Consider the following 23,333-nt stretch of genomic DNA (forward strand, 5'->3'; position numbering starts at 1 on the left):
ATTGGAACGGGGCCATGCAGGTCCACACTAATTCAGTTGAACAAGCCGTAGAAGAATAGACGGATGCTATCCCACATGCGGCGGAAGATACCACCTTGGTCGACCGCGTCCAGAGCAATCAGATCAGCGCTGTGCACGACCTTGTCGTCCAGCTTCACTTCGACTTTACCAATCACGTCGCCCTTGGCAATCGGCGCGACCAGTTGCGGGTTCATGGTCATGCTGGCAGCGAGCTTTTTCAGCTGGCCTTTTGGCAGGGTCATGGTCAGGTCTTCAGCCAGGCCGGCTTTGACCTGGTTGGTGGTGCCCTTCCAGACTGGAGCCTGAGCCAGCTCGGCGCCTTTCTGATAGAAGGTCTGGGTTTCGAAGAAGCGGAAACCGTAGGTCAAAAGCTTCTGGGTTTCAGCGGCGCGAGCGCTTTCGCTGTTGGTGCCGAATACCACGGCGATCAGGCGCATGCCGTCACGTACCGCCGAGGACACCATGCAGTAGCCGGCTTCTTCGGTGTGACCGGTTTTCAGACCGTCAACGGTCTTGTCACGCCACAGCAGCAGGTTGCGGTTGGGCTGCTTGATACCGTTCCAGAAGAACTCTTTCTGCGAGTAGATCGCATAGTGAGCCGGGTCTTCGTGGATGATCGCACGTGCCAGGATGGCCATGTCGTGAGCCGTGGAATAGTGCTCAGGGTTTGGCAGACCGGTCGGGTTCATGAAGTGACTGTTGTTCATGCCCAGGTCGGCAACGGTCTTGTTCATGAGGTCGGCGAACGCGTCTTCGCTGCCGGCGATGTGCTCGGAGAGCGCGACGCTGGCGTCGTTACCCGACTGGATGATGATGCCGTGCAGCAGGTCGCTGACCGTGACCTGCGAGCCGACCTTGATGAACATCCGCGAACCGCCGGTGCGCCAGGCGTTCTCACTGACGGTCACCGGATCGTTTTCACCGATCTGGCCGCGACGGATTTCCAGGGTCGCAATGTACGCTGTCATCAGCTTGGTCAAGCTGGCTGGCGGCAGACGCTGGTCACCGTTGTTCTCGACCAGCACGTTGCCGCTGCTGGCGTCCATGAGCACATAGGATTTAGCGGCCAGTTGTGGTGGCGACGGCATCATCTCGACCGCAAAAGCAGCGGGTGAGAGGAGCAGCGGGACTAGCAGGCACAGGCGTTTGGCAAAGGTGGTGATGTTCATCCGTCTCTCGAAATCGCTAATGGAAACTGCCCTAAGGGCAAAACTAATCAGACAACCTGCTTGGCTCTCTACGAAAACTGCCCGCGCGTCGACCAGACTGCGTTGAAAACAGGCTCGCAATGCTCATTTAGGTCCCTAAACTCCGCTTGCTCGCCTGTTTTCGCCTTGCCTGATCGTCGCTCGGCGAGTTTTCGCACGGAGCCGACTACTGCGGGTTATCGCGTGTTCAGTTGTTCACTCTCTAACCCTTGCCGGGCTTTTATTGTTCAACGAGCCAACAACTCAGGTTCACCCCCCAAACCGCAAGCGAACCTTGAATCAGGAATTACTTATTCAGCCGTCACCAGGCTCGGCGAACCGAGATTGGCCAGGCGCACGCTGTTTTGCACTTGCGTGATTTCACCCTGCGAGCCGATTGGCCCCAGGCGAACCCGATGCAGTGTCTGTTGGTTGCGCACGATCGAGCTGATGAACACCGGAGCGCTCACCATCCCGCTCAACTTCGATCTCAGGAGTTCTGCAGCGTCCGGGTTGGCGAACGCGCCCACCTGCAGATACTGGCCAGAGGCTGGTACAGAAGCGTTTTTTTTTGCATCGAGCTGCACCGGCACAACGGCCGCGGCATGTTGCTGCGGCGGTGGCGTCCATTGCTCGACGGTGCCGGCCGAAGCGGTAATCACCGGTGCGCTATTTTGCGCGACTTGCGGCTCGTTGAGCATCAACGGCGCAGGTCGGCCTTTTGCCGCCCACCACTCTTGCGGGTCGATGCCTTCAACCTTGACCCGCGCAGTGCCAATCTCGGCATACCCGAGTTTCTTGGCCGCGGCGTAGGACAAGTCGATGATGCGATCCGAATAGAACGGCCCACGGTCATTGACCCGCAGGATCACGCTCTTGTTGTTGTCCAGGTTGGTCACCCGAACATAGCTGGGCAATGGCAGGGTCTTGTGTGCGGCACTCATGCCGTACAGGTCATACACTTCGCCGTTGGCGGTGTTCTGCCCGTGAAACTTGGTGCCGTACCAGGAGGCCGTGCCCGAAGCGACGTAGCGCTTGGAATCGGCCAGCGGAAAGTAGGTCTTGCCCAACACGGTATACGGGTTGGCCTTGTAAGGGCCGGTGTGCAGGGTCGGCGTAGCGTCGGGAATGCGCGAAATGTCCACATCCCACCATGGCGCACCGTCTTTGTGGGCACGGTTGATATCCAGCCCTGGTGTCGCGCGTACGGCGGTCGTGTATTTCTGTTGCGGCGCACGACTGGTCGAACAGCTGACCACGAGCAACGACAACGCGGCGAAAGCCACCAGCTTCAGGGGTTTGCGGATTGGCGATGCCAGCATTACTTGACGCCCCGTGCTTGGACCAGCATTTCAGACAACTGATGTACAGCCATGGCGTACATCACGCTGCGGTTATAACGCGTAATCGCGTAAAAATTCTTCAGGCCCATCCAGTATTCAGGGCCATTGTCACCTTCCAGCCTGAAAGCCGTGACCGGCATATCATCGCGCAGCGCATCATGACTCGACCAGCCCAACGCTCGCAACTCCCCGACGGTTTTCGTCGGCTCGATGCCGGTGGTCAAGCCGTCGTCGACCTGATCGCCGCGCACATCGGCCCGGCTGACCACCGGTTCGCCCGCTTCCCAGCCGTGACGCTTGAAATAGCTGGCAACACTGCCGATGGCATCAATCGGGTTGGTCCAGATATTGATGTGGCCATCACCGTCGAAGTCCACCGCATAGGCGCGAAAGCTGCTCGGCATGAACTGCGGCAAACCCATGGCGCCGGCGTACGAGCCTTTAAGCGTCAGCGGGTCAACCTGCTCTTCGCGGGCCAGCAGCAAAAACTCGCGCAATTCCTTACGAAAGAATTCTGCACGTGGAGGGTAGTCGAAACTGAGGGTCGACAACGCGTCGATCACCCGATAATTGCCGGTATTTCGGCCGAAAAAGGTTTCAACGCCGATGATCGCGACGATCACCTGGGCCGGAACGCCGTATTCCTGCTCGGCGCGGGCCAGTGCCGCTTCGTGCTGACGCCAGAAATCCACGCCCCGGGCGATCCGCGCATCGGTCAGGAACATCGGGCGATATTCCTTCCATTGCTTGATCCGCTCGGCCGGTCGGGAAATCGCGTCGAGAATCGATTGTTTGCGCTCGGCTTCGCGGAACACGCCCATCAGCTGTTCACCGGCAAAACCATAGTCGCGGGTCATTTCACCGACGAATTCGGCTACTTGGGGCGAGCCTTCATAATCGCCGGCCAGCGCTTCCTGCGCTGCACCAAGGATGCTTACCAGGCCGACCCACGGAGCGTATCGAGTCACCCAGCCACGCATTACTTGCATTGAAATCTTCACCTTATTCAAACCTGTGCGATCCACTTACGATGGGTATGGATCGACATCAAAACCCCAAACGCTGACAGCAGCGTCACCAGCGAAGTTCCGCCGTAGCTAATGAACGGCAACGGCACCCCCACCACCGGCAACAGGCCACTGACCATACCGATGTTGACGAAAACGTAAACAAAAAACGTCATGGTCAGGCTACCGGCGAGCAATTTGCCGAACAATGTCTGCGCCTGGGCGGTAATCACCAGCCCACGGCCAATCAACAGCAGGTAAATCAGCAGCAAGGCGCAAATGCCCACCAGACCGAACTCTTCGCCCATCACCGCAATGATGAAGTCGGTGTGGCTTTCCGGCAGAAAGTCCAGGTGCGACTGGGTGCCCAGCAGCCAGCCTTTGCCAAACACGCCGCCGGAACCGATGGCGGCCTTGGACTGAATGATGTTCCAGCCGGTGCCGAGCGGATCGCTCTCCGGGTCGAGGAAGGTCAGGATCCGCTGCTTCTGGTAGTCATGCATGATGAAGAACCACATCGCGACCGCCACCGGCACGGCTGCCGCGACCACGCTGAGGATCCAGCGCCAGCGCAGGCCACCCATGAACAGCACGAAAGCACCGCCCGCAAGGATCAGCAGCGACGTGCCGAGGTCCGGCTGACGCACGATCAGTATGAACGGCAACCCGATCAGGAACAGACTGACCCCGACATGCTTGAGTTGCGGTGGCAACGTGCGCTTGGACAGGTACCAGGCAATCGTCGCCGGCATCAGGATCTTCATGAACTCCGAGGGCTGGAAGCGAATCACCCCGGGAATGTTGATCCAGCGCGTCGCGCCCATGGCGTTGTGGCCCATCACGTCCACCACCACCAGCAAGATCACCCCGAGCACATAGCCCAGCGGCACCCAACGTGCCATGAAGCGCGGTTCGAACTGCGCGATGACGATCATCGACACCAGGCCGATCCCGAACGACGTCGCTTGTTTGGCCAGCAGGTCCCAGCTCTTGCCACTCGCCGAATACAGCACGAACAGGCTGCCGGCCGCGAGGATCAGCAGCAGGATCAGCAAGGGGCCGTCGATGTGCATGCGTTGCAACAGCGTCGCGCGGCGACGCATCACATCCTCACTGGAGAGGATGCGATCAAAATTACTCTTCACGGGCCGTAGCCTCCGCGCTGATAGGGCTGTCGTACTCGGGCTTGAGTCGGCCATCCGGGCCCAGGAGCCAGGCATCCATGACTTGCCGCACCACTGGCGCCGCGACACCGGAGCCGGACTCACCGTTCTCGACCATCACCGCCACGGTGATTTTCGGGTTGTCGGCCGGCGCAAAGGCGACGAACAAGGCGTGGTCGCGGTGGCGTTCCTGAACCTTGGAGCGGTCGTACTTCTCACCCTGTTTGATCGCGACCACCTGGGCGGTACCCGACTTGCCGGCAATCCGGTATTGCGAGCCGATCGCCGCTTTACGTGCGGTGCCGCGGGCACCGTGCATCACTTGCTGCATGCCGTGATTGACCTTGGTCCAGTCCGACACATCACGCAGAACGATGTCCGGCATCGGGTTCGGATCCTGCGGCTTCTGGCCTTCAATGGTTTTCGCCAGGTGCGGACGGTTCCACTTGCCCTTGTTGGCGACCAGCGCCGTGGCCTGGGCCAACTGCAACGGGGTGGACTGCATGTAGCCCTGGCCGATCCCCAGAATCAGCGTTTCACCCGGGAACCAGGCCTGACGTCGGGTCGCGCGTTTCCATTCGCGGGACGGCATCAGCCCCGGCGACTCTTCGAACATGTCCAGCGAGACCTTCTGGCCGATGCCGAACTTGCCCATATAGGCCGCCAACCGATCGATCCCCAGCTTGTGCGCCAGGTCGTAGAAGTAGGTGTCGTTGGAACGCATGATCGCCGTGTCCAGATCCACATAGCCGTCGCCGGTGCGGTTCCAGTTACGGTATTTGTGATCGTAGTTGGGCAGCATGTAGTAACCCGGGTCGAAAACCCGGGTCGAGGCTGTCACGACGCCAGAGTCCAGTCCGGCAATTGCCACGGCCGGCTTGATGGTCGAACCCGGCGGGTACAGACCGCGCAGCACGCGGTTGAACAGTGGTCGGTCGATCGAGTCACGCAACTCGGCGTAGGCCTTGAAGCTGATGCCGGTCACGAACAGGTTCGGGTCAAAACTCGGCTGACTGACCATTGCCAGCACTTCGCCAGTGTTCGGGTCCAGCGCCACCACCGCACCACGGCGCCCACCCAATGCGGCTTCCGCGGCTTCCTGCAGCTTGATGTCCAGGCTCAGGACGATGTCCTTGCCGGGGATCGGATCGGTACGCTTGAGCACCCGCAATACGCGGCCACGGGCGTTGGTCTCGACTTCTTCGTAACCGACCTGACCGTGCAATTCCGGCTCGTAGAAGCGCTCGATGCCGGTTTTGCCAATTTGATGGGTGCCGCTGTAAGCCACCGGATCCAGAGTTTTCAGCTCTTTCTCGTTGATCCGCCCCATATACCCGACCGAGTGCGCGAAATGTGGACCCTGCGGATAGTGACGTACCAACTGCGCAACCACTTCAACGCCCGGCAGGCGGAACTGATTCACCGCGATCCGGGCGATCTGCTCTTCCGTCAGCTCGAACAGGATCGGCACCGGCTCAAACGGCCGGCGCCCCTGCTTCATGCGTTTTTCGAAGACCGCCCGATCTTCAGGCGTCAGTTGCAGGACTTCAACGATCACATCGAGCACTTGCTTCCAGTCACCGGAGCGCTCGCGAGTCATGCTCAGGCTGAAGCTGGGCCGGTTGTCGGCCACCACCACGCCATTACGGTCATAGATCAACCCGCGAGTCGGCGGAATCGGCTGAACGTGAACGCGGTTGTTTTCCGACAGTGTCGAGTGGTACTCGTACTGAATCACTTGCAGGAAATACAGCCGCGCGATCAGCACGCCGATCAGCGTGACCACCGCAATTGCCCCGAACACGACCCGGCCGCGCACCAGACGGGCGTCTTTCTCGTGGTCCTTGATGCGGATCGGCTGAGACATGGGAGCGCTGAGCTACTTGTGGTAAGGGTGCCCGGACAGCACTGTCCAGGCGCGATACAACTGTTCACCGATCAGGATCCGCACCAGCGGGTGCGGCAGGGTCAGGGGCGACAGCGACCAGCGCTGATCAGCCCGCGCGCAGACTTCCGGCGCCAGCCCTTCGGGACCACCGACCATGAAGTTCACCGTACGCGAGTCCAGCCGCCAGCGGTCCAGTTCGACCGCCAGTTGCTCGGTACTCCAGGGCTTGCCGTGAACCTCGAGGGTGACGATGCGCTCATTCGGGCCGACCTTGGCCAGCATGGCTTCGCCTTCCTGGCGAATGAAGCGCGCCACGTCAGCGTTCTTGCCACGGGTGTTGAGCGGTATTTCCACCAGTTCCAGCGCCAGCTCGGAAGGAAGACGCTTGGCATATTCATGCCAGCCTTCCTCCACCCATTTGGGCATGCGTGAACCAACGGCGATCAGACGCAGTCGCACAGTGAACCCTTATTGCTGGTCTTTGTTGAGCTTGGTGAAATGCTCGTGACCGACTTCAGGGCTGTGGTGCTTGCCATCGGTAGCACGGCTCAGCTCGGCACCTTCCCACAGACGCTCCAGGTCGTAGAACTGGCGGGCCGAGGCGGTCATCATGTGTACGATGACATCGTCCATATCCAGCAGTACCCAGTCACTGTCGCCCTTGCCTTCTTCACCCAGCGGCTTGACGCCTTGGGCCTTGACCGCCTCGCGGACCTTATCCAGCATCGCGCCGATCTGACGGTTGGAAGTACCTGTAGCGATGATCATGAAGTCAGTGATGCTCTGCTTTTCACGAACGTCGATCACCAGAATGTCCTGGGCCTTGACGTCTTCCAGAGCCGCTACGGCGACCTTGACCAGCTCTTCGCCGACGAGTGCCGGGCCGGTTTCAGCCACTACTGGCAGCGGGGCGCTCTTGAACGAACCTTTGCGCTTTACTTTAGTTACGTCTTTGTCAGTCATATAAAACTCGTTTTGCTCGTATGTTCGGGCGCTTCAATACACGTTGTTGCCACGTGCCTCAAAGCACTCCTATTCAGTTCGACGCACGGTAAAGTCCGTGCGCATCGATATAGGCCAGGACCGCGTCGGGCACCAGGAAACGTACCGACTTACCGCTGGCCAGCAGTTGACGGATCTGGGTGGCGGATACCGCGAGCGGCGTCTGCCAGACGAATGCAATCTGTCCGCTCGACCCTTTGAGGGCCAGCGGGTCGCTCACCGAGCGCGCTGCCAGCAGGTTGCGCAAGGCATCCGGCGGTTCGCTGTCGGCATCCGGGCGTTGCAGCACCAGGATGTGGCAATGCTGGAGCAACTCTTCCCAGCGGTGCCAAGTGGGCAGGCCGCAAAATGCGTCCCAGCCCAAAAGTAGAAACAACTGGTCATCAGCGGCGAGTTCCGCACGCATCAGTTCCAGGGTGTCGATAGTGTAGGACGGCTTGTCGCGCTTGAGCTCGCGGTCATCCACTACCAACGGTGCTATACCGGCCACCGCGCACTCGACCATCGCCAGACGGTCCTGCGCCGAAACCTGTGGCGTATCCCGATGCGGCGGCCTGGCGCTGGGCGTCAGGCGCAACTCATCGAGAGCCAGTGATTCAGCCACTTCCAGTGCACTGCGCAAATGGCCGATGTGCACCGGATCGAAGGTCCCGCCCAGGACGCCAATGCGCCGAGGGCCGGTTTCACTGGCGGTCACTGCGGCGCTCTGGCCGAGATCGCCCAAGTCAGACCGGCTCCTGGCCGCGCAACTGGCCATCACCGACCACGATGTACTTCTCGCAGGTCAGACCTTCGAGGCCCACCGGGCCGCGGGCGTGCAGCTTATCAGTAGAAATGCCAATCTCGGCACCCAATCCGTATTCGAAGCCATCGGCAAAGCACGTCGGCGTGTTGATCATCACCGAGGCCGAGTCGACTTCAGCCACGAAACGCCGGGTTTCACCCAAGTGTTCGCTGACGATCGAGTCGGTGTGGTGCGAGCCGTAATGGTTGATGTGCTCGATCGCCTGGTCCAGGCCGTCGACTACCAGGATCGACAGAATCGGCGCCAGGTATTCGGTGCTCCAGTCTTCTTCAGTCGCAGCCACGACGTCGATGATCGCCCGGGTGCGTTCGCAACCGCGCAGTTCGACGCCTTTTTCGCGGAACTGTTCAGCCATCGCCGGCAGGAATTCCTTGGCGACCGCTTGATCGACCAACAGGGTTTCCATGGCGCCGCAGATGCCGTAGCGGTAAGTCTTGGCGTTGAACGCAATGCGCTGGGCCTTCGGCAACTCGGCGTGGGCACTGACATACACGTGACAGATGCCGTCCAGGTGCTTGATAACCGGCACGCGAGCGTCGCGACTGACCCGTTCGATCAGGCCCTTGCCGCCGCGCGGTACGATCACGTCGACGTACTCGGGCATGGTGATCAACGCACCAACGGCAGCACGGTCGGTGGTTTCGACCACTTGCACCACGGCCGCCGGCAAACCGGCTTCAGCCAGGCCGCGCTGAATGCAGGCGGCAATCGCACGGTTGGAATGAATGGCCTCGGAACCACCACGCAAGATGGTTGCGTTACCCGACTTCAGGCACAGGCTCGCGGCATCGATGGTCACGTTTGGCCGCGACTCATAGATGATCCCGACCACGCCCAGGGGTACGCGCATCTTGCCGACCTGAATACCCGACGGCCGGTAACTCATGTCGCGGATCGAGCCGACCGGGTCGGGCAGCGCCGCCACCTGACGCAAACCGACGATCATGCCGTCAATGCGTGCGGGGGTCAGGGCCAGACGTTCGAGCATGGCCGGCTCAAGCCCATTGGCCCGGCCTGCGGCCAGATCCAGCTCATTGGCGGCGGTCAACTCGGCGCGAGCGTTATCCAAAGCGTTGGCGGCAGCCAGCAGGGCGCGGTTTTTCTGCCCTGTACTGGCATGGCCGATCACGCGGGAAGCGTCGCGGGCAGCGCGACCCAAACGGGTCATGTAGTCAAGAACGGACTCAGTCATGGTCTCTGTGGTCTTGGCAAAGAGGAAAGCGGCAGATTATAGCTGTCGCGCGCTCCTACTAACAGCAGTGACGGGCGGATGGTCGAAATGGGCAGTGTTCAGCCTCGATTAAGTCCGCAGTTGTTATCATTCCGTCATATTTACCTGATCTCTTCGGCCGCCATGCCTATTTTGACCACAGAGAAGTTGCCAAAAGCCCTGCCCGACAGCTTTTTCAACCGTGATGCTCAGCTACTTGCCTGTGACTTGCTGGGTAAAGTGATCCGCCATCGCGTCGGCGACCTGTGGCTTTCGGCGCGGATTATCGAGACCGAAGCCTATTACTGCGAAGAAAAAGGCAGCCACGCCTCGCTCGGCTACACAGAAAAACGTAAGGCTTTGTTTCTGGATGGCGGCCACATCTATATGTATTACGCCCGTGGTGGCGATTCGCTGAACTTCAGCGCCCACGGGCCGGGCAATGCGGTGCTGATCAAGTCGGCTTACCCGTGGGTCGATGAATTCTCCGGACCGGCAAGCCTGGCGCAGATGCTGCTCAACAACCCCGACGCCAAGGGCCGACCGCGCCCCTCGCAAAAGCTCTGCGCCGGTCAGACCTTGCTGTGCAAGGCGCTGGGCCTGAAAGTACCGATCTGGGATGCCAAACGCTTCGATCATGAAATACTGTTTGTCGAAGACGTTGGCACACCACCCGTGCATGTCATCCAGACCACACGCCTGGGCATTCCCCACGGCCGCGACGAACACCTGATGTACCGCTTCGTCGACAGCGCTTACGCACCCTACTGCAGCCGGAACCCCCTGCGACGTGGCCAGGTCGAAAACCGCGACTATTTTCTGCTTCCCTGAATGGCTCTGCGGCTAGCAGCAAAAACACTCACTGTGGGAGCGAGCTCGCTCCCACAGTTCATTTGATGATCTGATGGAGTTGTATGTATGGGCCCATGGCTCGATAGCCTGACCGCCTGGTTGACGGTCAACCCGCAATGGCTGGCGGTGGCGGTATTCATAGTGGCCTGCATTGAGTGCCTGGCAATTGTCGGGTTAATCGTGCCCGGGATAGTGTTGCTGTTTGCTATCACGGCGCTGGCCGGCAGCGGCGCGCTGTCGCTGGGTGAAACGCTACTGCTGGGTCTCCTCGGCGGCTTGTTCGGCGATCTGCTGTCGTATTTCCTGGGCAGACACTTCCACCAGAACATTCGGCGCTTGCCGGGGTTGCGTCACCATCCGGAATGGATCAATGGCGCCGAAAACTATTTCCAGCGTTATGGCATCGCAAGCTTATTGGTCGGGCGCTTTATCGGCCCTTTGCGCCCGATGCTGCCAATGGTTGCCGGGATGTTCGACATGCCGTTCCTGCGTTTCTTCGCCGTCAGCTTACTGGCGGGGGCCGGCTGGTCGGTGGTCTATTTACTGCCGGGCTGGGCCACGGGCGCAGCGATTCGCCTGCCGCTGCCGGAAGGTTTCTGGCCTCAAGCCGGTCTGATAGCCGGTAGCATCGCGGTATTGGTGGGCCTGAGCATCAACAGCAGCTTGCGCGGTCATCGCCAGGCCACCGCACTGATTGCCGGCCTCAGCCTGCTGATACTCGGCGGGCTGTTTATCGGATACCCGCACCTGAGCGCCTTCGATCAGGGCTTGATGACGCTGGTTCAAGAACACCGCAGCCCGGTGCTGGATGAAGCCGCGGTAATGCTCACCCAGGTCGGCGATTTCAAAAACATGCTGGTGATCAGCGCGGCGCTGACGATCCTGCTACTGATTACACGCCAATGGCGGCACATGATCTTCGCGGGCTGCACGCTGCTGATCACCGCGCTGGTGAACACTGGCACCAAGAACCTGTTCGCCCGGTTGCGCCCGGAAGTACTGACCGACCCACTGACCAGCTACAGCATGCCCAGTGGTCATGCGTCGGGCTCGTTTGCGTTGTTCCTGACCCTCGCGGTGCTGGCCGGCCGAGGCCAACCGCAGCGCATGCGCCTGACCTGGTTGCTGCTTGGTTGCTTGCCGGCAGCCGCCATCGCCCTGTCGCGGGTTTATCTCGGCGCACACTGGCCAACCGATATAACCGCCGGCGCGATGCTGGCGGCTTGCGTGTGTGCTGCCAGCCTGGCCGTGACCCAGCGCCAGACACCCTTGAGCCCTATGCCGGCCAAGGTATGGTGGCGGGTGTTGCCTGTAATGCTGGCATTGTTCGGGTTCTTCGCGCTGTGGAATTTGCCTCATACACTGCTGCGGTATGCGTATTAGCAAAAACAAAAGATCGCAGCCTGCGGCAGCTCCTACAGGACGCACACCGAATCCATGTAGGAGCTGCCGCAGGCTGCGATCTTTTAGCGGGCGTCAGGCAAACAACTCACCCTGCAACTCGTCCAACAGCGCCTGAATCGCATCCAGGCGCTGCTGCGGGTTGTCGAGTTGCAGCAGTTCGATCTTGTCCACTTCAGAAAACGGCAACAGGTACGCCAATTGATTGGCCAGTGACTGTTGCCCAGCCGCATCGGTGCCCATGTTCAACGCTTCGACCATCGGGTGTTCGGCCAAGGCCTTGAGCAGTGCGACCAGGTCGGCGTCTTCGTCCTGTAGCGGTTGCTCCGGTTCGTCTTCCAGCCACTCGACGTCAGCGACGGTCAACTGATCGCGCTGAGTCTCGGTGCGCAGCACGTGGAAACGCCGCCCGCCCTGCACCCGGATACCCAGCAGACCATTATCCTGCTGCTTGAAATCGGTAATCAGCGCTTCGCATCCCACCAGCGCGTAGCCCTCCGGGGCGATGCCGACTTCTTCGCCATCGAGGATGCACACCACGCCGAAGCCGCCGCCCTGTTTCATGCAGCGGCTGATCATGTCCAGATAGCGCGCCTCAAAAATCTGCAAGTCGAGGATGCAGCCAGGAAACAGCACCGTGTTCAGCGGAAAAAGCGGCAAGCTCATAGACATTTCCTTACACCACCATCGACACCGCCAACGGCAGGAACACCGCCGTGGCCACGCCCATCAGACTCATCGCCAGCGCCGCGAAGGCGCCGCACTCTTCACTTTCCTGCATCGCCACCGCAGTCCCGACAGCGTGGGCGGTCATACCCAGCGCCATGCCGCGGGCTTCGGGGCTGTGCACACCAAGCCGGTTCAACAGACTCGGGCCGAAAATTGCGCCAATCACCCCGGTGATCAACACGAACACCGCCGCCAGCGCCGCCACTCCGCCAATCTGCTCGGCCACCAGCATGGCAATCGGCGAGGTGACCGATTTGGGCGCCATGGTCATCAGGATCATGTGCTCGGCGCCAAACCACCAACCCAGCAGCACGCCCATGCCGGTGGCAACCACACCGCCTATCACCAGCGTAGTAAATATCGGCCAGAACAGCTGCCGAATCCGCCGCAGGTTCAGGTAGAGCGGCACCGCCAGCGCAACGGTCGCCGGCCCCAGCAGAATGCTGAGGATCTCGGTGCTTTTGCGGTACTCGGCATACGTCAGCCCGCACGCGAGCAACACGCCGATAACCAGCAGCATCGATACCAGCACAGGCTGCAGGAAGATCCAGCGGGTTTTCTCGAACGCGGCCAACACCAGTTGATAGGCGCCCAACGTAACGCCGATACCGAACAACGGGTGATGAATCACTGCCGCCAGCGCACCCTGCCAGTCGAAGATCATCACGACTCCTCCGAGCGCACGGCGTGGCGCTTGATCAGCCGTTGCATCAAGACTCCGGCGAACGCCATGGACAGCAGCAGCGACAACACCAGTGCGCCAACGATGGCCCAGAAATCCGCCGCGATATCGGCGGCATATACCATCACGCCCACCGCTGGCGGCACCAGCAGCAAGGGCAAATAACGCAGCAGGCTGCCAGCCGCCAGGCTCAGGGGTTCAGCCACTTCGCCACGAATGACCAGGAACCCCAGCAGCAACAGCAGGCCGATAATAGGCCCTGGCAGCACTGGCAAAATCAAATGGTTGAGGGCCGTGCCGAGTAATTGAAACAGCACCAGCCAGGTCAGGCCGCGTAGCAACATCCGTCATCTCCAGCAAAACTCGCCCCCACAAGCGGGCTGGACATTATAAGCATGGCACCCGCTATGCATGGGTATTCGCCAAAGGTATGGAAACTTGACCAGACCTAATCGCCATGATGATCTAAGGTGGTTGTTCCGGGGCCAATCCCCCACCTGAAAAAACTATAAAACCGATGAACCCAAGGAGAGTCTCAATGCCCTATGTTCCCGTTGCAGAGCTCAAAGACTATGTCGGCAAGGAACTCGGACGTTCCGAATGGCTCACGATCGATCAGGACCGCATCAACCTGTTCGCTGAAGCTACAGGCGATTATCAGTTCATCCACGTTGACCCGGTAAAAGCCGCACAAACCCCGTTTGGCAGCACGATCGCCCACGGTTTCCTGTCACTGTCGTTGATCCCTAAACTGATGGAAGACATCCTGGTCCTGCCGCAAGGCTTGAAGATGGTCGTCAATTACGGCCTGGACAGCGTGCGTTTCATTCAACCGGTGAAGGTCGACTCCAGAGTCCGGCTCAAGGTCGAACTGAGCGACGTTACCGAAAAGAAACCTGGCCAATGGCTGCTCAAGGCCACCGCCACGCTGGAAATCGAAGGCCAGGAAAAACCGGCGTACATCGCTGAACCGCTGTCGCTGGCGTTCGTTTAACCCCCGCCGGATGCGAAGCGAACAGACCGCGTAAAAACGTAGCGAGCGAAGGAAAGACAAGGCGAAAAAAGGTGAGGACGCGGAGTTTACGTGCTGTAAATGAGCAGTCCGAACCTTTTTTCAACGCAGTATTTCCGAGCGCAGTAGTTTTTACGCGGTCGGAGTTCCTACTGTTTCGCACCGCGTCTCTATATATCAGACACATAGCTGCGGCATACTCCCTCGCCTAATTGCCCGGATCCCGCTATGCGCTCACTTGCACCCCTTGCCCTGACCCTGTTGCTCACCGCATGTGGTGATGGCGAATCGCTGTTGCCGCCCGACGCACGCCTGCCTGATGGCGGCCGCTATCGGGGCGACCTGGTCAATGGGTTGCTGCAAGGCCAGGGCCGGATCGACTACCCGAACGGCAGTTGGTACGCCGGTCAGTTCGACAAGGGCCAGTGGCACGGTCAGGGCGAATGGCACGGCAGCAACGGCGAAGTTTACCGCGGGGAATTCCAGCAGGGGCTGTTCCATGGCCAGGGCACGCTGACCACCAACGGCAGCAGCTACACCGGCGGCTTCAAACTCGGGCGGCGCGACGGTGAAGGCACCCTCAAAGAAGATGGCATGACCTACCGTGGCGAGTTCAAGGCCGATCAGTATTCCGGCCTCGGCCGTCTCGAGCTTGAAGACGGCAGCCAGTATCAGGGCCAGTTCACCAACGGCAAACCCAACGGTGAAGGCCAGCGTGGCGATGCCAGCGGCAACCAGTTCACCGGTACTTTTGTCGACGGTCAGCTGGAAGGCAACGGCACCTTCAGCAGTGCCGAGGGCGACAGCTACGTCGGCGGTTTCAAACAGAATCAGTTGAACGGCAAAGGCCGCTATGAGAATGCCGACGGCGACGTGTGGGTCGGCCAGTTCAAGGAAGGCGCGCTGAACGGAAAAGGCGAATTGATCGGCGCCGACAACAGCCACTACATCGGCCAATTCAGTGATTGGCGTTTTACCGGCCAAGGCCGTTTGAACCTGGCGGACGGCAGCTTCTACATCGGCGAGTTCGATAACGACAGCTATCAAGGGCACGGCACGCTGGTGCTGACGGATGGCACCGTGCAAAGCGGCGACTGGATCAATGGCCAGCGTGTACGCGATGCCAATGGCAAGTTGCTGCCAGACACCCTCGAGCTGGGGTTGCTGGCGCAAGGGCGCCTGCTCGAAGACGCGCTGGCCAATGTGCCCGCCTCGACCCCGGCGATCGAGTTGTACACCCTGACCGTCGGCGGCGACGGCAAGCAGAGCGTGTTTCTGCGCGAGTCCGATTACGTCAGCAACATGCTCGCCAGCCGCTTCGGCGCATACGGTCAGATCCGCCTGGTCAACCATCGCGACCACCTCGGCGACCGGCCGATGGCCACGCGCGAGAACCTGCGCCGCGCCGCCCTGACCCTGGCCGAACGCAGCGGGCCGGAAGACCTGGTGTTCATCTACCTGACCAGCCACGGCACCCACGAACACGAACTGGTGCTCGACCAACCGCGCATGGAGCTGGCCGATTTGCCGGCTGACGAATTGGCCGCCGTCCTCGCACCGCTGAAAAACCGCGACAAGATCATCGTGATTTCGGCCTGCTACTCCGGCGGTTTCATCCCGGCACTCAAAGACGAGCGCACACTGATCATGACCGCCTCGCGCGCCGACCGAGTGTCATTTGGCTGCTCGGAGGAAGCTGACTTCACTTACTTTGGCGACGCGTTGTTCGTTCAGGCGCTGAACCAGACCGACGATCTGGAGCAGGCGTTCAAACTGGCCAAGGCCACAGTCGCCGAGCGCGAACTGGCAGATAACTTCGAGGCATCGGAACCACAGATCTGGGCGCCTAAAGGGGTGTTGGCGCATTGGCAATTACTGCGCAAGCAGCAAGCACGCAAAGCACTACAAAGTGCCGCTTTAACCAGCAAGGAAGCAAAGAGCAACTAAGCTGAAACAGTATCAAGGGGGAAACACTATGTACTTGACGCCTCAGCATGTATTGCTCGCTGGAGCCACCGGCCTGACCGGTGAACACTTACTCGATCGGCTGCTCAACGAGCCGACCATCAGCCGCGTACTGGCACCGTCACGCCGACCACTGGCTGAACATCCTCATCTGGAAAATCCGGTTGGCGATCCGGCGGTGCTTCTCCCCCAACTCAGTGGCCGCGTCGACATTGCCTACTGCTGCCTGGGCACGACGATCAAACAGGCCGGCTCCGAACAAGCCTTTCGCGCAGTCGATCTGGACTTAGTGGTGGCGTTCGCCAAACGTGCACGGGAAATGGGCGCACGGCACTTGATCGTGATCAGCGCCCTGGGGGCTGATCGCAGATCCTCGATTTTCTACAACCGGGTCAAGGGCGAGATGGAATACGCATTGCGCGCACAGAACTGGCCGCAACTGACTATTTGCCGGCCGTCCCTGCTACTGGGTGATCGCCTTGAACCGCGACTCGCCGAACAGCTGGCGGGACCATTGTCCAAATTGATTCCCGGCAAATACCACGGCATCGAAGCCTGCCAACTGGCCCGCGCCATGTGGCGCCTGGCGCTGGAAGAACAGGATGGCTTGCGGATTGTCGAGTCGGATGAGTTGCGCAAGCTCGGCAAATAACCCCCCCTGATCGTTCCCACGCTCTGCGTGGGAATGCAGCCCGTGACACTCCGCGTCACATCCAGGAGCAGACGCAGAGCGTCCTTTGATGCATTCCCACGCAGAGCATGGGAACGATCGGTGAAAAAGGCTACAACCCGCCCGTCGCCTGAAACCCTACCCCTAGCACCGTCAACACCGACAGCGGCAACAGCAGCGTGTCGAGCAGCGCGCTGGCCGGCAGGTCGATGCCGGGGTAGCTCGGTGCTTCGGCGCCAAAACGATCCTTGGCACAACAACCGCCGTCCAGTGCATACAGATCAAGGCGCATTCCCGAATACACCACCGGTGCGCCGGGCTTGGCTGCGTCCAGCGTGCGTGCGGTGGCACAGCCACCCAATTGCAGGGCGAGCAGAAGACTCAATAGCTTATTCATCGCTGCTCAAATGGTGTTCACCCCAACGCGGCAGCATGTCTTGCGGGATGTTCAACAGATTGAGAATCCGCGCCACGACAAAGTCCACCAGATCATCGATGGTCTGCGGCTGGTGATAGAAGCCCGGCGAGGCCGGCAGAATGGTCACGCCCATGTTCGACAGCTTGAGCATGTTTTCCAGGTGAATACTGGAATACGGTGCCTCGCGTGGCACCAGAATCAACTGCCGACGCTCTTTCAAAGTCACGTCGGCGGCGCGCTCGATCAGGTTGTTACAGGCGCCTGTGGCAATCGCCGACAAGGTCCCGGTCGAACACGGCACCACCACCATCGCGGCCGGCGAGCCGGAGCCCGAGGCCACGGGCGACATCCAGTCTTCCTTGCCATACACCCGAATCTGCCCGGCAGCAGCGCCAGTGTATTCGGTGAGGAAGGCCTGCATCATCTGCGGTTTCGGCGGCAGCGTGACGTCGGTCTCGGTCGCCATCACCAATTGCGCCGCCTTGGAGATCAGGAAGTGCACCTCGCGGTCTTCGCGCACCAGGCAATCGAGCAGGCGCAAACCGTACTGGGCGCCGGAAGCGCCGGTCATGGCCAGCGTGATGCGATCCGGACCGTTACTCATTTAAGCGCCTCGGCCAATTTGCCGTGCAGGCCGCCGAAACCGCCGTTGCTCATGATCACCACGTGGGTGCCCGGTTTGGCCTGGCTCTTCACCTGCTCGATAATGCCATCCAGCGAATCGCAGACCATAGATGGCACGGTGCACAGCGCAGCAACGGCGGGCAAGTCCCAGCCAAGGTTGGCCGGTGCGTACCAGATCACCTGATCGGCATCGACCACGCTTTCCGGCAAACCGTCTCGGTGTGCGCCGAGCTTCATCGAGTTGGAACGCGGCTCGATGATCGCGATCAACGGTGCGTCGCCGATGCGTTTGCGCAGACCGTCAAGGGTGGTCGCAATGGCGGTCGGGTGGTGAGCGAAGTCGTCGTAGATGGTGACGCCGTGAACTTCAGCGACTTTTTCCATACGACGCTTGACGCTCTTGAACGCGCTCAACGCGGCGATACCCATCGCCGGAACCACACCCACATGCCGCGCGGCCGCCAGAGTGGCCAAGGCGTTGGCAACGTTGTGCTGGCCAGTCATGTCCCACTCGACCACGCCCTGGGCGACGCCTTCGAACATCACTTCAAACTTCGAGCCGTCTTCGCTGAGTAACTTGACCTGCCACTGCCCGCCTGCGCCGGTGGTTTGCACCGGGGTCCAGCAACCCATTTCGATCACGCGTTGCAACGCGGGTTCGGTAGTCGGGTGGATCACCAGGCCTTCGCTCGGGATGGTCCGCACCAGGTGGTGGAACTGTCGTTCGATGGCCGGCAGATCGGGGAAGATGTCGGCGTGATCGAACTCAAGGTTATTGAGGATCGCGGTACGCGGACGGTAGTGAACGAATTTCGAACGCTTGTCGAAGAAGGCGCTGTCGTATTCATCGGCTTCGATCACGAAGAACGGCGTTTCACCCAGACGCGCCGATACCGAGAAGTTCTGCGGCACACCGCCGATCAAAAAGCCCGGGCTCATGCCGGCGTGTTCCAGCACCCAGGCGAGCATGCTGCTGGTGGTGGTTTTACCGTGAGTGCCGGCAACTGCCAGCACCCAGCGACCTTGCAGCACGTGATCAGCCAGCCATTGCGGACCGGAGACATACGGCAGGCCTTTGTTCAATACGTATTCGACCGCCGGGTTGCCGCGCGACATCGCATTGCCGATCACCACCAGATCCGGGGCCGGATCGAGTTGGGCAGGATCATAGCCTTGCGTCAGCTCGATGCCCTGCGCCTGCAACTGAGTGCTCATCGGCGGGTAGACGTTGGCATCGGAGCCCGTCACATGATGGCCCAGTTCTTTGGCCAGAACCGCCATCGAACCCATGAAAGTGCCGCAAATACCCAGAATATGAATGTGCATAGTCAACCTCATAAAACATCGAGGCAGGTTAGCGTAGAGGGCCGAAAATCGCACTCTTTAGGTGATGGGCTGGCTTTGCTCTCTCGTTCCCACGCTCTGCGTGGGAACGATCAGTTACCGGGCGATGCCGTGTTTGCGCAGTTTTCTATAGAGGGTGTTGCGGCTGACACCCAGCTGTTCAGCGGTATGGGTCATGTGCCAACGCTGCTGCTCCAGCGCATTGAGTAACGCCAGGCGCTCGGCATCATCCAGCGGATATTCGGACACCTCTTGCGCCTGCGCTAACAGCGGAGCCGGTCGGGCCTGACGAATCATCACCGGCAAATCCTCAACCCCGATCCTTCCGTCATCGCACAATGCCGCCAGGGTCCGCAGCACATTGCGCAATTGCCGCACGTTACCTGGCCAGGCGAAGTCGAGCAGCGCCTGTCGCGCCGCAGGGTCAATCAGCACCGCCTCCCCGCCCGACTCTTCAGCCAGCAAAAAGTCCAGCAACTGCGACTTGTCGCTGCGTTCACGCAACGCCGGCAAGGCGACTTCCAGGCCATTGAGGCGGTAATACAAATCTTCGCGGAAACTGCCATCCTGCACCCGCTCGAGCAAATTCCGGTGAGTGGCACTGATGATCCGCACGTTGACCGGCAGCGGCTCACCACCGATCGGCACCACCTGCCGATCTTCCAGCACCCTTAATAGTCGGGTTTGCAACGCCAGCGGCATGTCACCGATTTCGTCGAGGAACAGCGTGCCGCCATCGGCCTGCTGCAACTTGCCGCGCATGCCTTCTTTGCGGGCGCCAGTAAAACTGCCGCCGCGATAGCCGAACAGTTCGCTCTCGATCAGGCTTTCCGGGATCGCCGCACAGTTGAGCGCGACGAAGGCCTTGTCGGCGCGCTGACTGGCCTGGTGCACGGCCTTGGCGAAGGCTTCTTTACCTGAGCCGGTTTCACCGTTGATCAACAGCGGCACATCACGCTCGAAGACCCGCAAGGCTTTGCGAAAATCAGCCTGCAGCCCTTCATCTCCCAGACAAATACCCGTAAGAACCGGGCGTTCGGCAATGACCGGCGGTTGCAGCACCGGGGTCGGCACGCTACGCGGCTGGCCGCGCAACAGCGCAAACAACACCCGCCCATCGCGGGTGCGCAGCGGCCAACTGGCGGCGGCATTGATGCTCGCGCGCCCCAGCAGCTCGTCCAGCGAACAATCGAAAAACGCCTCGACCGGCTTGCCCAGCAACCCGCCACGAATATGCCCCAGCAGGTTCAACGCGCTCTGATTGACCGCGCTGATCCGCCCTTCGCCGTCGAATGCCAGCAGCCCTTCACTGAACAGCCCGACCGACTCGGCCTGCAAGTGAAAGCGCAGCAGCCATTGATTGTCGAAGTAACGCAGGAAGTAGCAGCTCTCGATCATCTTCGCCGAGAGGTTGACCAGCGCCATGGTGTGGAACTGGCTCTGACGCGAGACATCGTGGCGCGCCGACGAAACGTCGAGCACCGCCAGCAGTTCGCCATGCGGGTCGAACACCGGGCTCGCAGAACAGGTCAGGCCGGTGTGGCGACCGCGAAAGTGTTCATCCTGGTGAATGGTCAGCGACTGCCGCTCCACCAGGCAGGTGCCGATGCCATTGGTGCCTTCGCAGGCTTCACTCCAGTCGGCACCAAGCCAGAGACCGGCACGCTCGAAAATCTTCCGTTCGGCAGGCGCCGTGACACAGTTGAGGATCACCCCGCGGGCGTCGGTCAACAGCACGGCGTGGCCGGCACCGGAAAGTTGTTGATGCAGGCTGGTCATTTCGCCACCGGCAATCTGCAGGACTTGCTGCAAGCGCTCGCGACTCTCCAGCACACGACCATGTTCAAGCACCGTCGGCGCCATGGTCAGGGCCGGGTCGAGGTGATAGTCCTCAAGACAACGCAGCCAGGAACGGGCGATGGACGGATCGCTGCCCGGCCCCTGCAAATGGGATTTGCCTTGGGTCACGGTCAAGACTTGCTGGGCATGGCGACTCAAATGGTTGCTGTGCATTTTTTATTATTCTCCCCGCTGTTGTGGCGAGGGGGCTTGCCCCCGTCGGGTCGCAAAGCGCCCCCAAAACTGCCACCGCGTTTCTTCAGGTCAATCGCATCCAACGGATGACGACTGCTTCGCAGCCGAACGGGGGCAAGCCCCCTCGCCACAATGACGCCCAGCATCCTCCAGCCTCGATTGCTTTGCAATGCTGGCCTGACCACCAAGTCACAGGCTGTGCCACAAGCGGTACAAACTGTCACAAGGCCTGTACCGCATCTGTCACAGGCCCTGTATCACCACCCCCTCTAAAAAGCCGTAAGCCCTTGATTTACCTGACCTGCAAAGCACTGGCCCGACCTTTGCTCTACGCTTCTCAAGCGCTTACTGCGCGTACTCCCTTATAAGCACAAAAGCCAAGGAGATACTCACCATGCGTTACGCTCACCCAGGTACTGAAGGCGCTATCGTTTCGTTCAAGAGTAAATACGGCAACTACATCGGCGGCGAATTCGTCGCGCCTGTCAAAGGTCAGTACTTCACCAATACCTCCCCGGTCAACGGTCAACCGATTGCCGAATTCCCCCGCTCCACGGCCGAAGACATCGAAAAAGCCCTGGACGCTGCCCACGCAGCCGCCGACGCCTGGGGCAGCACGTCTGCTCAGGCGCGCTCGCTGGTGCTGCTGAAAATCGCCGACCGCATCGAGCAAAACCTCGAAGTCCTGGCGATCACCGAAAGCTGGGACAACGGCAAAGCCGTGCGTGAAACCCTCAACGCCGACATCCCGCTGGCCGCTGACCACTTCCGCTACTTCGCCGGTTGCCTGCGCGCCCAGGAAGGCAGCGCCGCGGAAATCGACGGCAACACCGTGGCGTATCACATTCACGAACCGCTGGGCGTGGTCGGGCAGATCATCCCGTGGAACTTCCCGATCCTGATGGCCGCCTGGAAACTCGCCCCGGCACTGGCCGCCGGTAACTGCGTGGTGCTCAAGCCCGCCGAGCAAACCCCGTTGGGCATTACCGTCCTGCTGGAACTGATCGGTGACCTGCTGCCGCCCGGCGTGCTGAACGTCGTGCAAGGTTTCGGCAAAGAAGCCGGTGAAGCCCTGGCCACCAGCAAACGCATCGCCAAAATTGCCTTTACCGGCTCGACGCCGGTCGGCTCGCACATCATGAAATGCGCTGCCGAAAACATCATTCCGTCCACCGTGGAGCTGGGCGGAAAATCGCCGAACATCTTCTTCGCCGACATCATGCAAGCCGAACCGACCTTCATCGAGAAAGCCGCCGAAGGCCTGGTGCTGGCGTTCTTCAACCAGGGTGAAGTCTGCACCTGCCCGTCCCGCGCGCTGGTGCAAGAGTCGATCTACGACGACTTCATGAAAGTGGTGATGAAGAAGGTCCTGCAAATCAAACGTGGCGACCCGCTGGACACCGACACCATGGTCGGCGCCCAGGCGTCCGAGCAGCAATTCGACAAGATCCTCTCGTACCTGGAAATCGCCAAAGGCGAAGGTGCCGAGTTGCTGACCGGCGGCAAGGTGGAAAAACTCGAGGGCAACCTGGCGACCGGGTATTACATCCAGCCGACCCTGCTCAAGGGCACCAACAAAATGCGTGTGTTCCAGGAAGAAATCTTTGGCCCGGTGGTGAGCATCACCACCTTCAAGGACGAGGCCGAAGCCCTGGCGATTGCCAACGACACCGAGTTCGGCCTCGGCGCCGGTCTCTGGACCCGCGACATCAACCGCGCCTATCGCATGGGCCGGGCGATCAAGGCCGGTCGCGTCTGGACCAACTGCTACCACCTGTACCCGGCCCACGCCGCGTTCGGTGGTTACAAGAAGTCCGGTGTCGGCCGTGAAACTCACAAAATGATGCTCGACCACTACCAGCAAACCAAAAACCTGCTGGTGAGCTACGACATCAATCCGCTGGGCTTCTTCTAAAAACCGGGGGGCGACGCTGATATTTCGGCGTCGCCCTTCAAATAGCTATCGCGAGCAGGCT

The 23,333-nt window shown here is 60.4% G+C and carries 22 protein-coding genes; 6 read left to right on the forward strand and 16 right to left on the reverse strand.

All coding sequences use genetic code 11. The features are described from left to right. Positions 1-32: 32 nt before the first annotated feature. From BK658_RS24225 to BK658_RS24265, 9 genes are all read right to left on the reverse strand, one after another. Positions 33-1,190: a D-alanyl-D-alanine carboxypeptidase family protein gene (locus BK658_RS24225; RefSeq protein ID WP_054594205.1), complete on the reverse strand. Its 1,158-nt coding sequence runs from the start codon at positions 1,188-1,190 to the stop codon at positions 33-35. 329 nt (positions 1,191-1,519) lie between these two features. Further along, positions 1,520-2,530 carry a septal ring lytic transglycosylase RlpA family protein gene (locus BK658_RS24230; RefSeq protein ID WP_123584505.1) on the reverse strand — a complete coding sequence of 337 codons (1,011 nt, stop codon included), beginning with the start codon at positions 2,528-2,530 and terminating at the stop codon, positions 1,520-1,522. Further along, a complete protein-coding gene (gene mltB, locus BK658_RS24235; protein WP_123584506.1) occupies positions 2,530-3,540 on the reverse strand; it encodes a lytic murein transglycosylase B in 1,011 nt (336 codons plus the stop codon). The genes BK658_RS24230 and mltB overlap by 1 nt, the downstream gene beginning before the upstream one ends. A gap of 17 nt (positions 3,541-3,557) precedes the next feature. Further along, complete coding sequence (gene rodA, locus BK658_RS24240) at positions 3,558-4,661, reverse strand: rod shape-determining protein RodA (RefSeq protein WP_123423501.1); 1,104 nt, start codon at positions 4,659-4,661, stop codon at positions 3,558-3,560. 31 nt (positions 4,662-4,692) lie between these two features. Further along, positions 4,693-6,588 (reverse strand): penicillin-binding protein 2, encoded by a 1,896-nt coding sequence (gene mrdA / locus BK658_RS24245; protein ID WP_123584507.1) that lies wholly within the window; start codon positions 6,586-6,588, stop codon positions 4,693-4,695. 12 nt (positions 6,589-6,600) lie between these two features. After that, positions 6,601-7,068 carry a 23S rRNA (pseudouridine(1915)-N(3))-methyltransferase RlmH gene (gene rlmH, locus BK658_RS24250; RefSeq protein WP_003185785.1) on the reverse strand — a complete coding sequence of 156 codons (468 nt, stop codon included), beginning with the start codon at positions 7,066-7,068 and terminating at the stop codon, positions 6,601-6,603. A gap of 9 nt (positions 7,069-7,077) precedes the next feature. Beyond that, positions 7,078-7,572 (reverse strand): ribosome silencing factor, encoded by a 495-nt coding sequence (gene rsfS, locus BK658_RS24255; protein WP_123584508.1) that lies wholly within the window; start codon positions 7,570-7,572, stop codon positions 7,078-7,080. 73 nt (positions 7,573-7,645) lie between these two features. Then, the gene (gene nadD, locus BK658_RS24260) at positions 7,646-8,368 is read right to left on the reverse strand and encodes a nicotinate-nucleotide adenylyltransferase (RefSeq protein WP_259740127.1); all 723 of its coding nucleotides are present in this window, start codon (positions 8,366-8,368) and stop codon (positions 7,646-7,648) included. Next, complete coding sequence (locus BK658_RS24265) at positions 8,337-9,608, reverse strand: glutamate-5-semialdehyde dehydrogenase (RefSeq protein ID WP_123584510.1); 1,272 nt, start codon at positions 9,606-9,608, stop codon at positions 8,337-8,339. The genes nadD and BK658_RS24265 overlap by 32 nt, the downstream gene beginning before the upstream one ends. Before the next feature lie 162 nt (positions 9,609-9,770). On the opposite strand from BK658_RS24265, the gene BK658_RS24270 reads away from it, so the two are divergent. Beyond that, a complete protein-coding gene (locus BK658_RS24270) occupies positions 9,771-10,457 on the forward strand; it encodes a DNA-3-methyladenine glycosylase (RefSeq protein ID WP_123584563.1) in 687 nt (228 codons plus the stop codon). An 87-nt stretch (positions 10,458-10,544) separates the two neighbouring features. Next, positions 10,545-11,861, forward strand: coding sequence for a bifunctional DedA family/phosphatase PAP2 family protein (locus BK658_RS24275; RefSeq protein ID WP_123584511.1), 1,317 nt, complete (start codon positions 10,545-10,547; stop codon positions 11,859-11,861). A 93-nt stretch (positions 11,862-11,954) separates the two neighbouring features. On the opposite strand, the gene BK658_RS24280 is transcribed toward BK658_RS24275, so the two are convergent. Genes BK658_RS24280 through BK658_RS24290 form a run of 3 tightly spaced genes read right to left on the reverse strand, consistent with a single transcriptional unit; the run spans position 11,955 to position 13,634 of the window. Then, positions 11,955-12,545, reverse strand: coding sequence for an LON peptidase substrate-binding domain-containing protein (locus BK658_RS24280; protein WP_123584512.1), 591 nt, complete (start codon positions 12,543-12,545; stop codon positions 11,955-11,957). A gap of 10 nt (positions 12,546-12,555) precedes the next feature. Beyond that, positions 12,556-13,272 (reverse strand): LrgB family protein, encoded by a 717-nt coding sequence (locus BK658_RS24285; protein ID WP_054594215.1) that lies wholly within the window; start codon positions 13,270-13,272, stop codon positions 12,556-12,558. Then, positions 13,272-13,634 carry a CidA/LrgA family protein gene (locus BK658_RS24290; RefSeq protein WP_123584513.1) on the reverse strand — a complete coding sequence of 121 codons (363 nt, stop codon included), beginning with the start codon at positions 13,632-13,634 and terminating at the stop codon, positions 13,272-13,274. Before BK658_RS24290 ends, BK658_RS24285 begins: the two co-directional genes overlap by 1 nt. Positions 13,635-13,828: 194 nt before the next feature. Here BK658_RS24290 and BK658_RS24295 point away from each other — a divergent pair, with 194 nt between their 5' ends. The 3 genes from BK658_RS24295 (at position 13,829) to BK658_RS24305 (ending at position 16,919) form a co-directional block, all read left to right on the forward strand. Beyond that, complete coding sequence (locus BK658_RS24295; protein WP_019693819.1) at positions 13,829-14,284, forward strand: MaoC family dehydratase; 456 nt, start codon at positions 13,829-13,831, stop codon at positions 14,282-14,284. A 246-nt stretch (positions 14,285-14,530) separates the two neighbouring features. Next, positions 14,531-16,249: a C13 family peptidase gene (locus BK658_RS24300; RefSeq protein WP_123584514.1), complete on the forward strand. Its 1,719-nt coding sequence runs from the start codon at positions 14,531-14,533 to the stop codon at positions 16,247-16,249. Between the two features lie 28 nt (positions 16,250-16,277). Further along, positions 16,278-16,919: an oxidoreductase gene (locus BK658_RS24305; RefSeq protein WP_123584515.1), complete on the forward strand. Its 642-nt coding sequence runs from the start codon at positions 16,278-16,280 to the stop codon at positions 16,917-16,919. A 130-nt stretch (positions 16,920-17,049) separates the two neighbouring features. Here BK658_RS24305 and BK658_RS24310 read toward each other — a convergent pair whose 3' ends face one another. From BK658_RS24310 to BK658_RS24325, 4 genes are all read right to left on the reverse strand, one after another. Continuing rightward, entirely contained in the window at positions 17,050-17,334 is a 285-nt protein-coding gene (locus tag BK658_RS24310; protein WP_123584516.1) for a YceK/YidQ family lipoprotein, read from the reverse strand. After that, positions 17,327-17,959, reverse strand: a complete 633-nt coding sequence (gene ubiX, locus BK658_RS24315; protein ID WP_019693823.1) for a flavin prenyltransferase UbiX — start codon at positions 17,957-17,959, stop codon at positions 17,327-17,329. The genes BK658_RS24310 and ubiX overlap by 8 nt, the downstream gene beginning before the upstream one ends. Beyond that, positions 17,956-19,305, reverse strand: coding sequence for a UDP-N-acetylmuramate:L-alanyl-gamma-D-glutamyl-meso-diaminopimelate ligase (gene mpl / locus BK658_RS24320; protein ID WP_123584517.1), 1,350 nt, complete (start codon positions 19,303-19,305; stop codon positions 17,956-17,958). The genes ubiX and mpl overlap by 4 nt, the downstream gene beginning before the upstream one ends. A 114-nt stretch (positions 19,306-19,419) precedes the next feature. After that, positions 19,420-21,336: a sigma-54-dependent Fis family transcriptional regulator gene (locus BK658_RS24325; RefSeq protein WP_123584518.1), complete on the reverse strand. Its 1,917-nt coding sequence runs from the start codon at positions 21,334-21,336 to the stop codon at positions 19,420-19,422. Positions 21,337-21,751: 415 nt separating this feature from the next. Between BK658_RS24325 and exaC the strand changes: the two genes are divergently transcribed. Then, positions 21,752-23,272, forward strand: coding sequence for an acetaldehyde dehydrogenase ExaC (exaC, locus tag BK658_RS24330; RefSeq protein WP_054594222.1), 1,521 nt, complete (start codon positions 21,752-21,754; stop codon positions 23,270-23,272). Positions 23,273-23,333 lie beyond the last annotated feature (61 nt).

Source organism: Pseudomonas brassicacearum (genome assembly GCF_003732175.1).
Classification (GTDB): domain Bacteria; phylum Pseudomonadota; class Gammaproteobacteria; order Pseudomonadales; family Pseudomonadaceae; genus Aquipseudomonas; species Aquipseudomonas brassicacearum_G.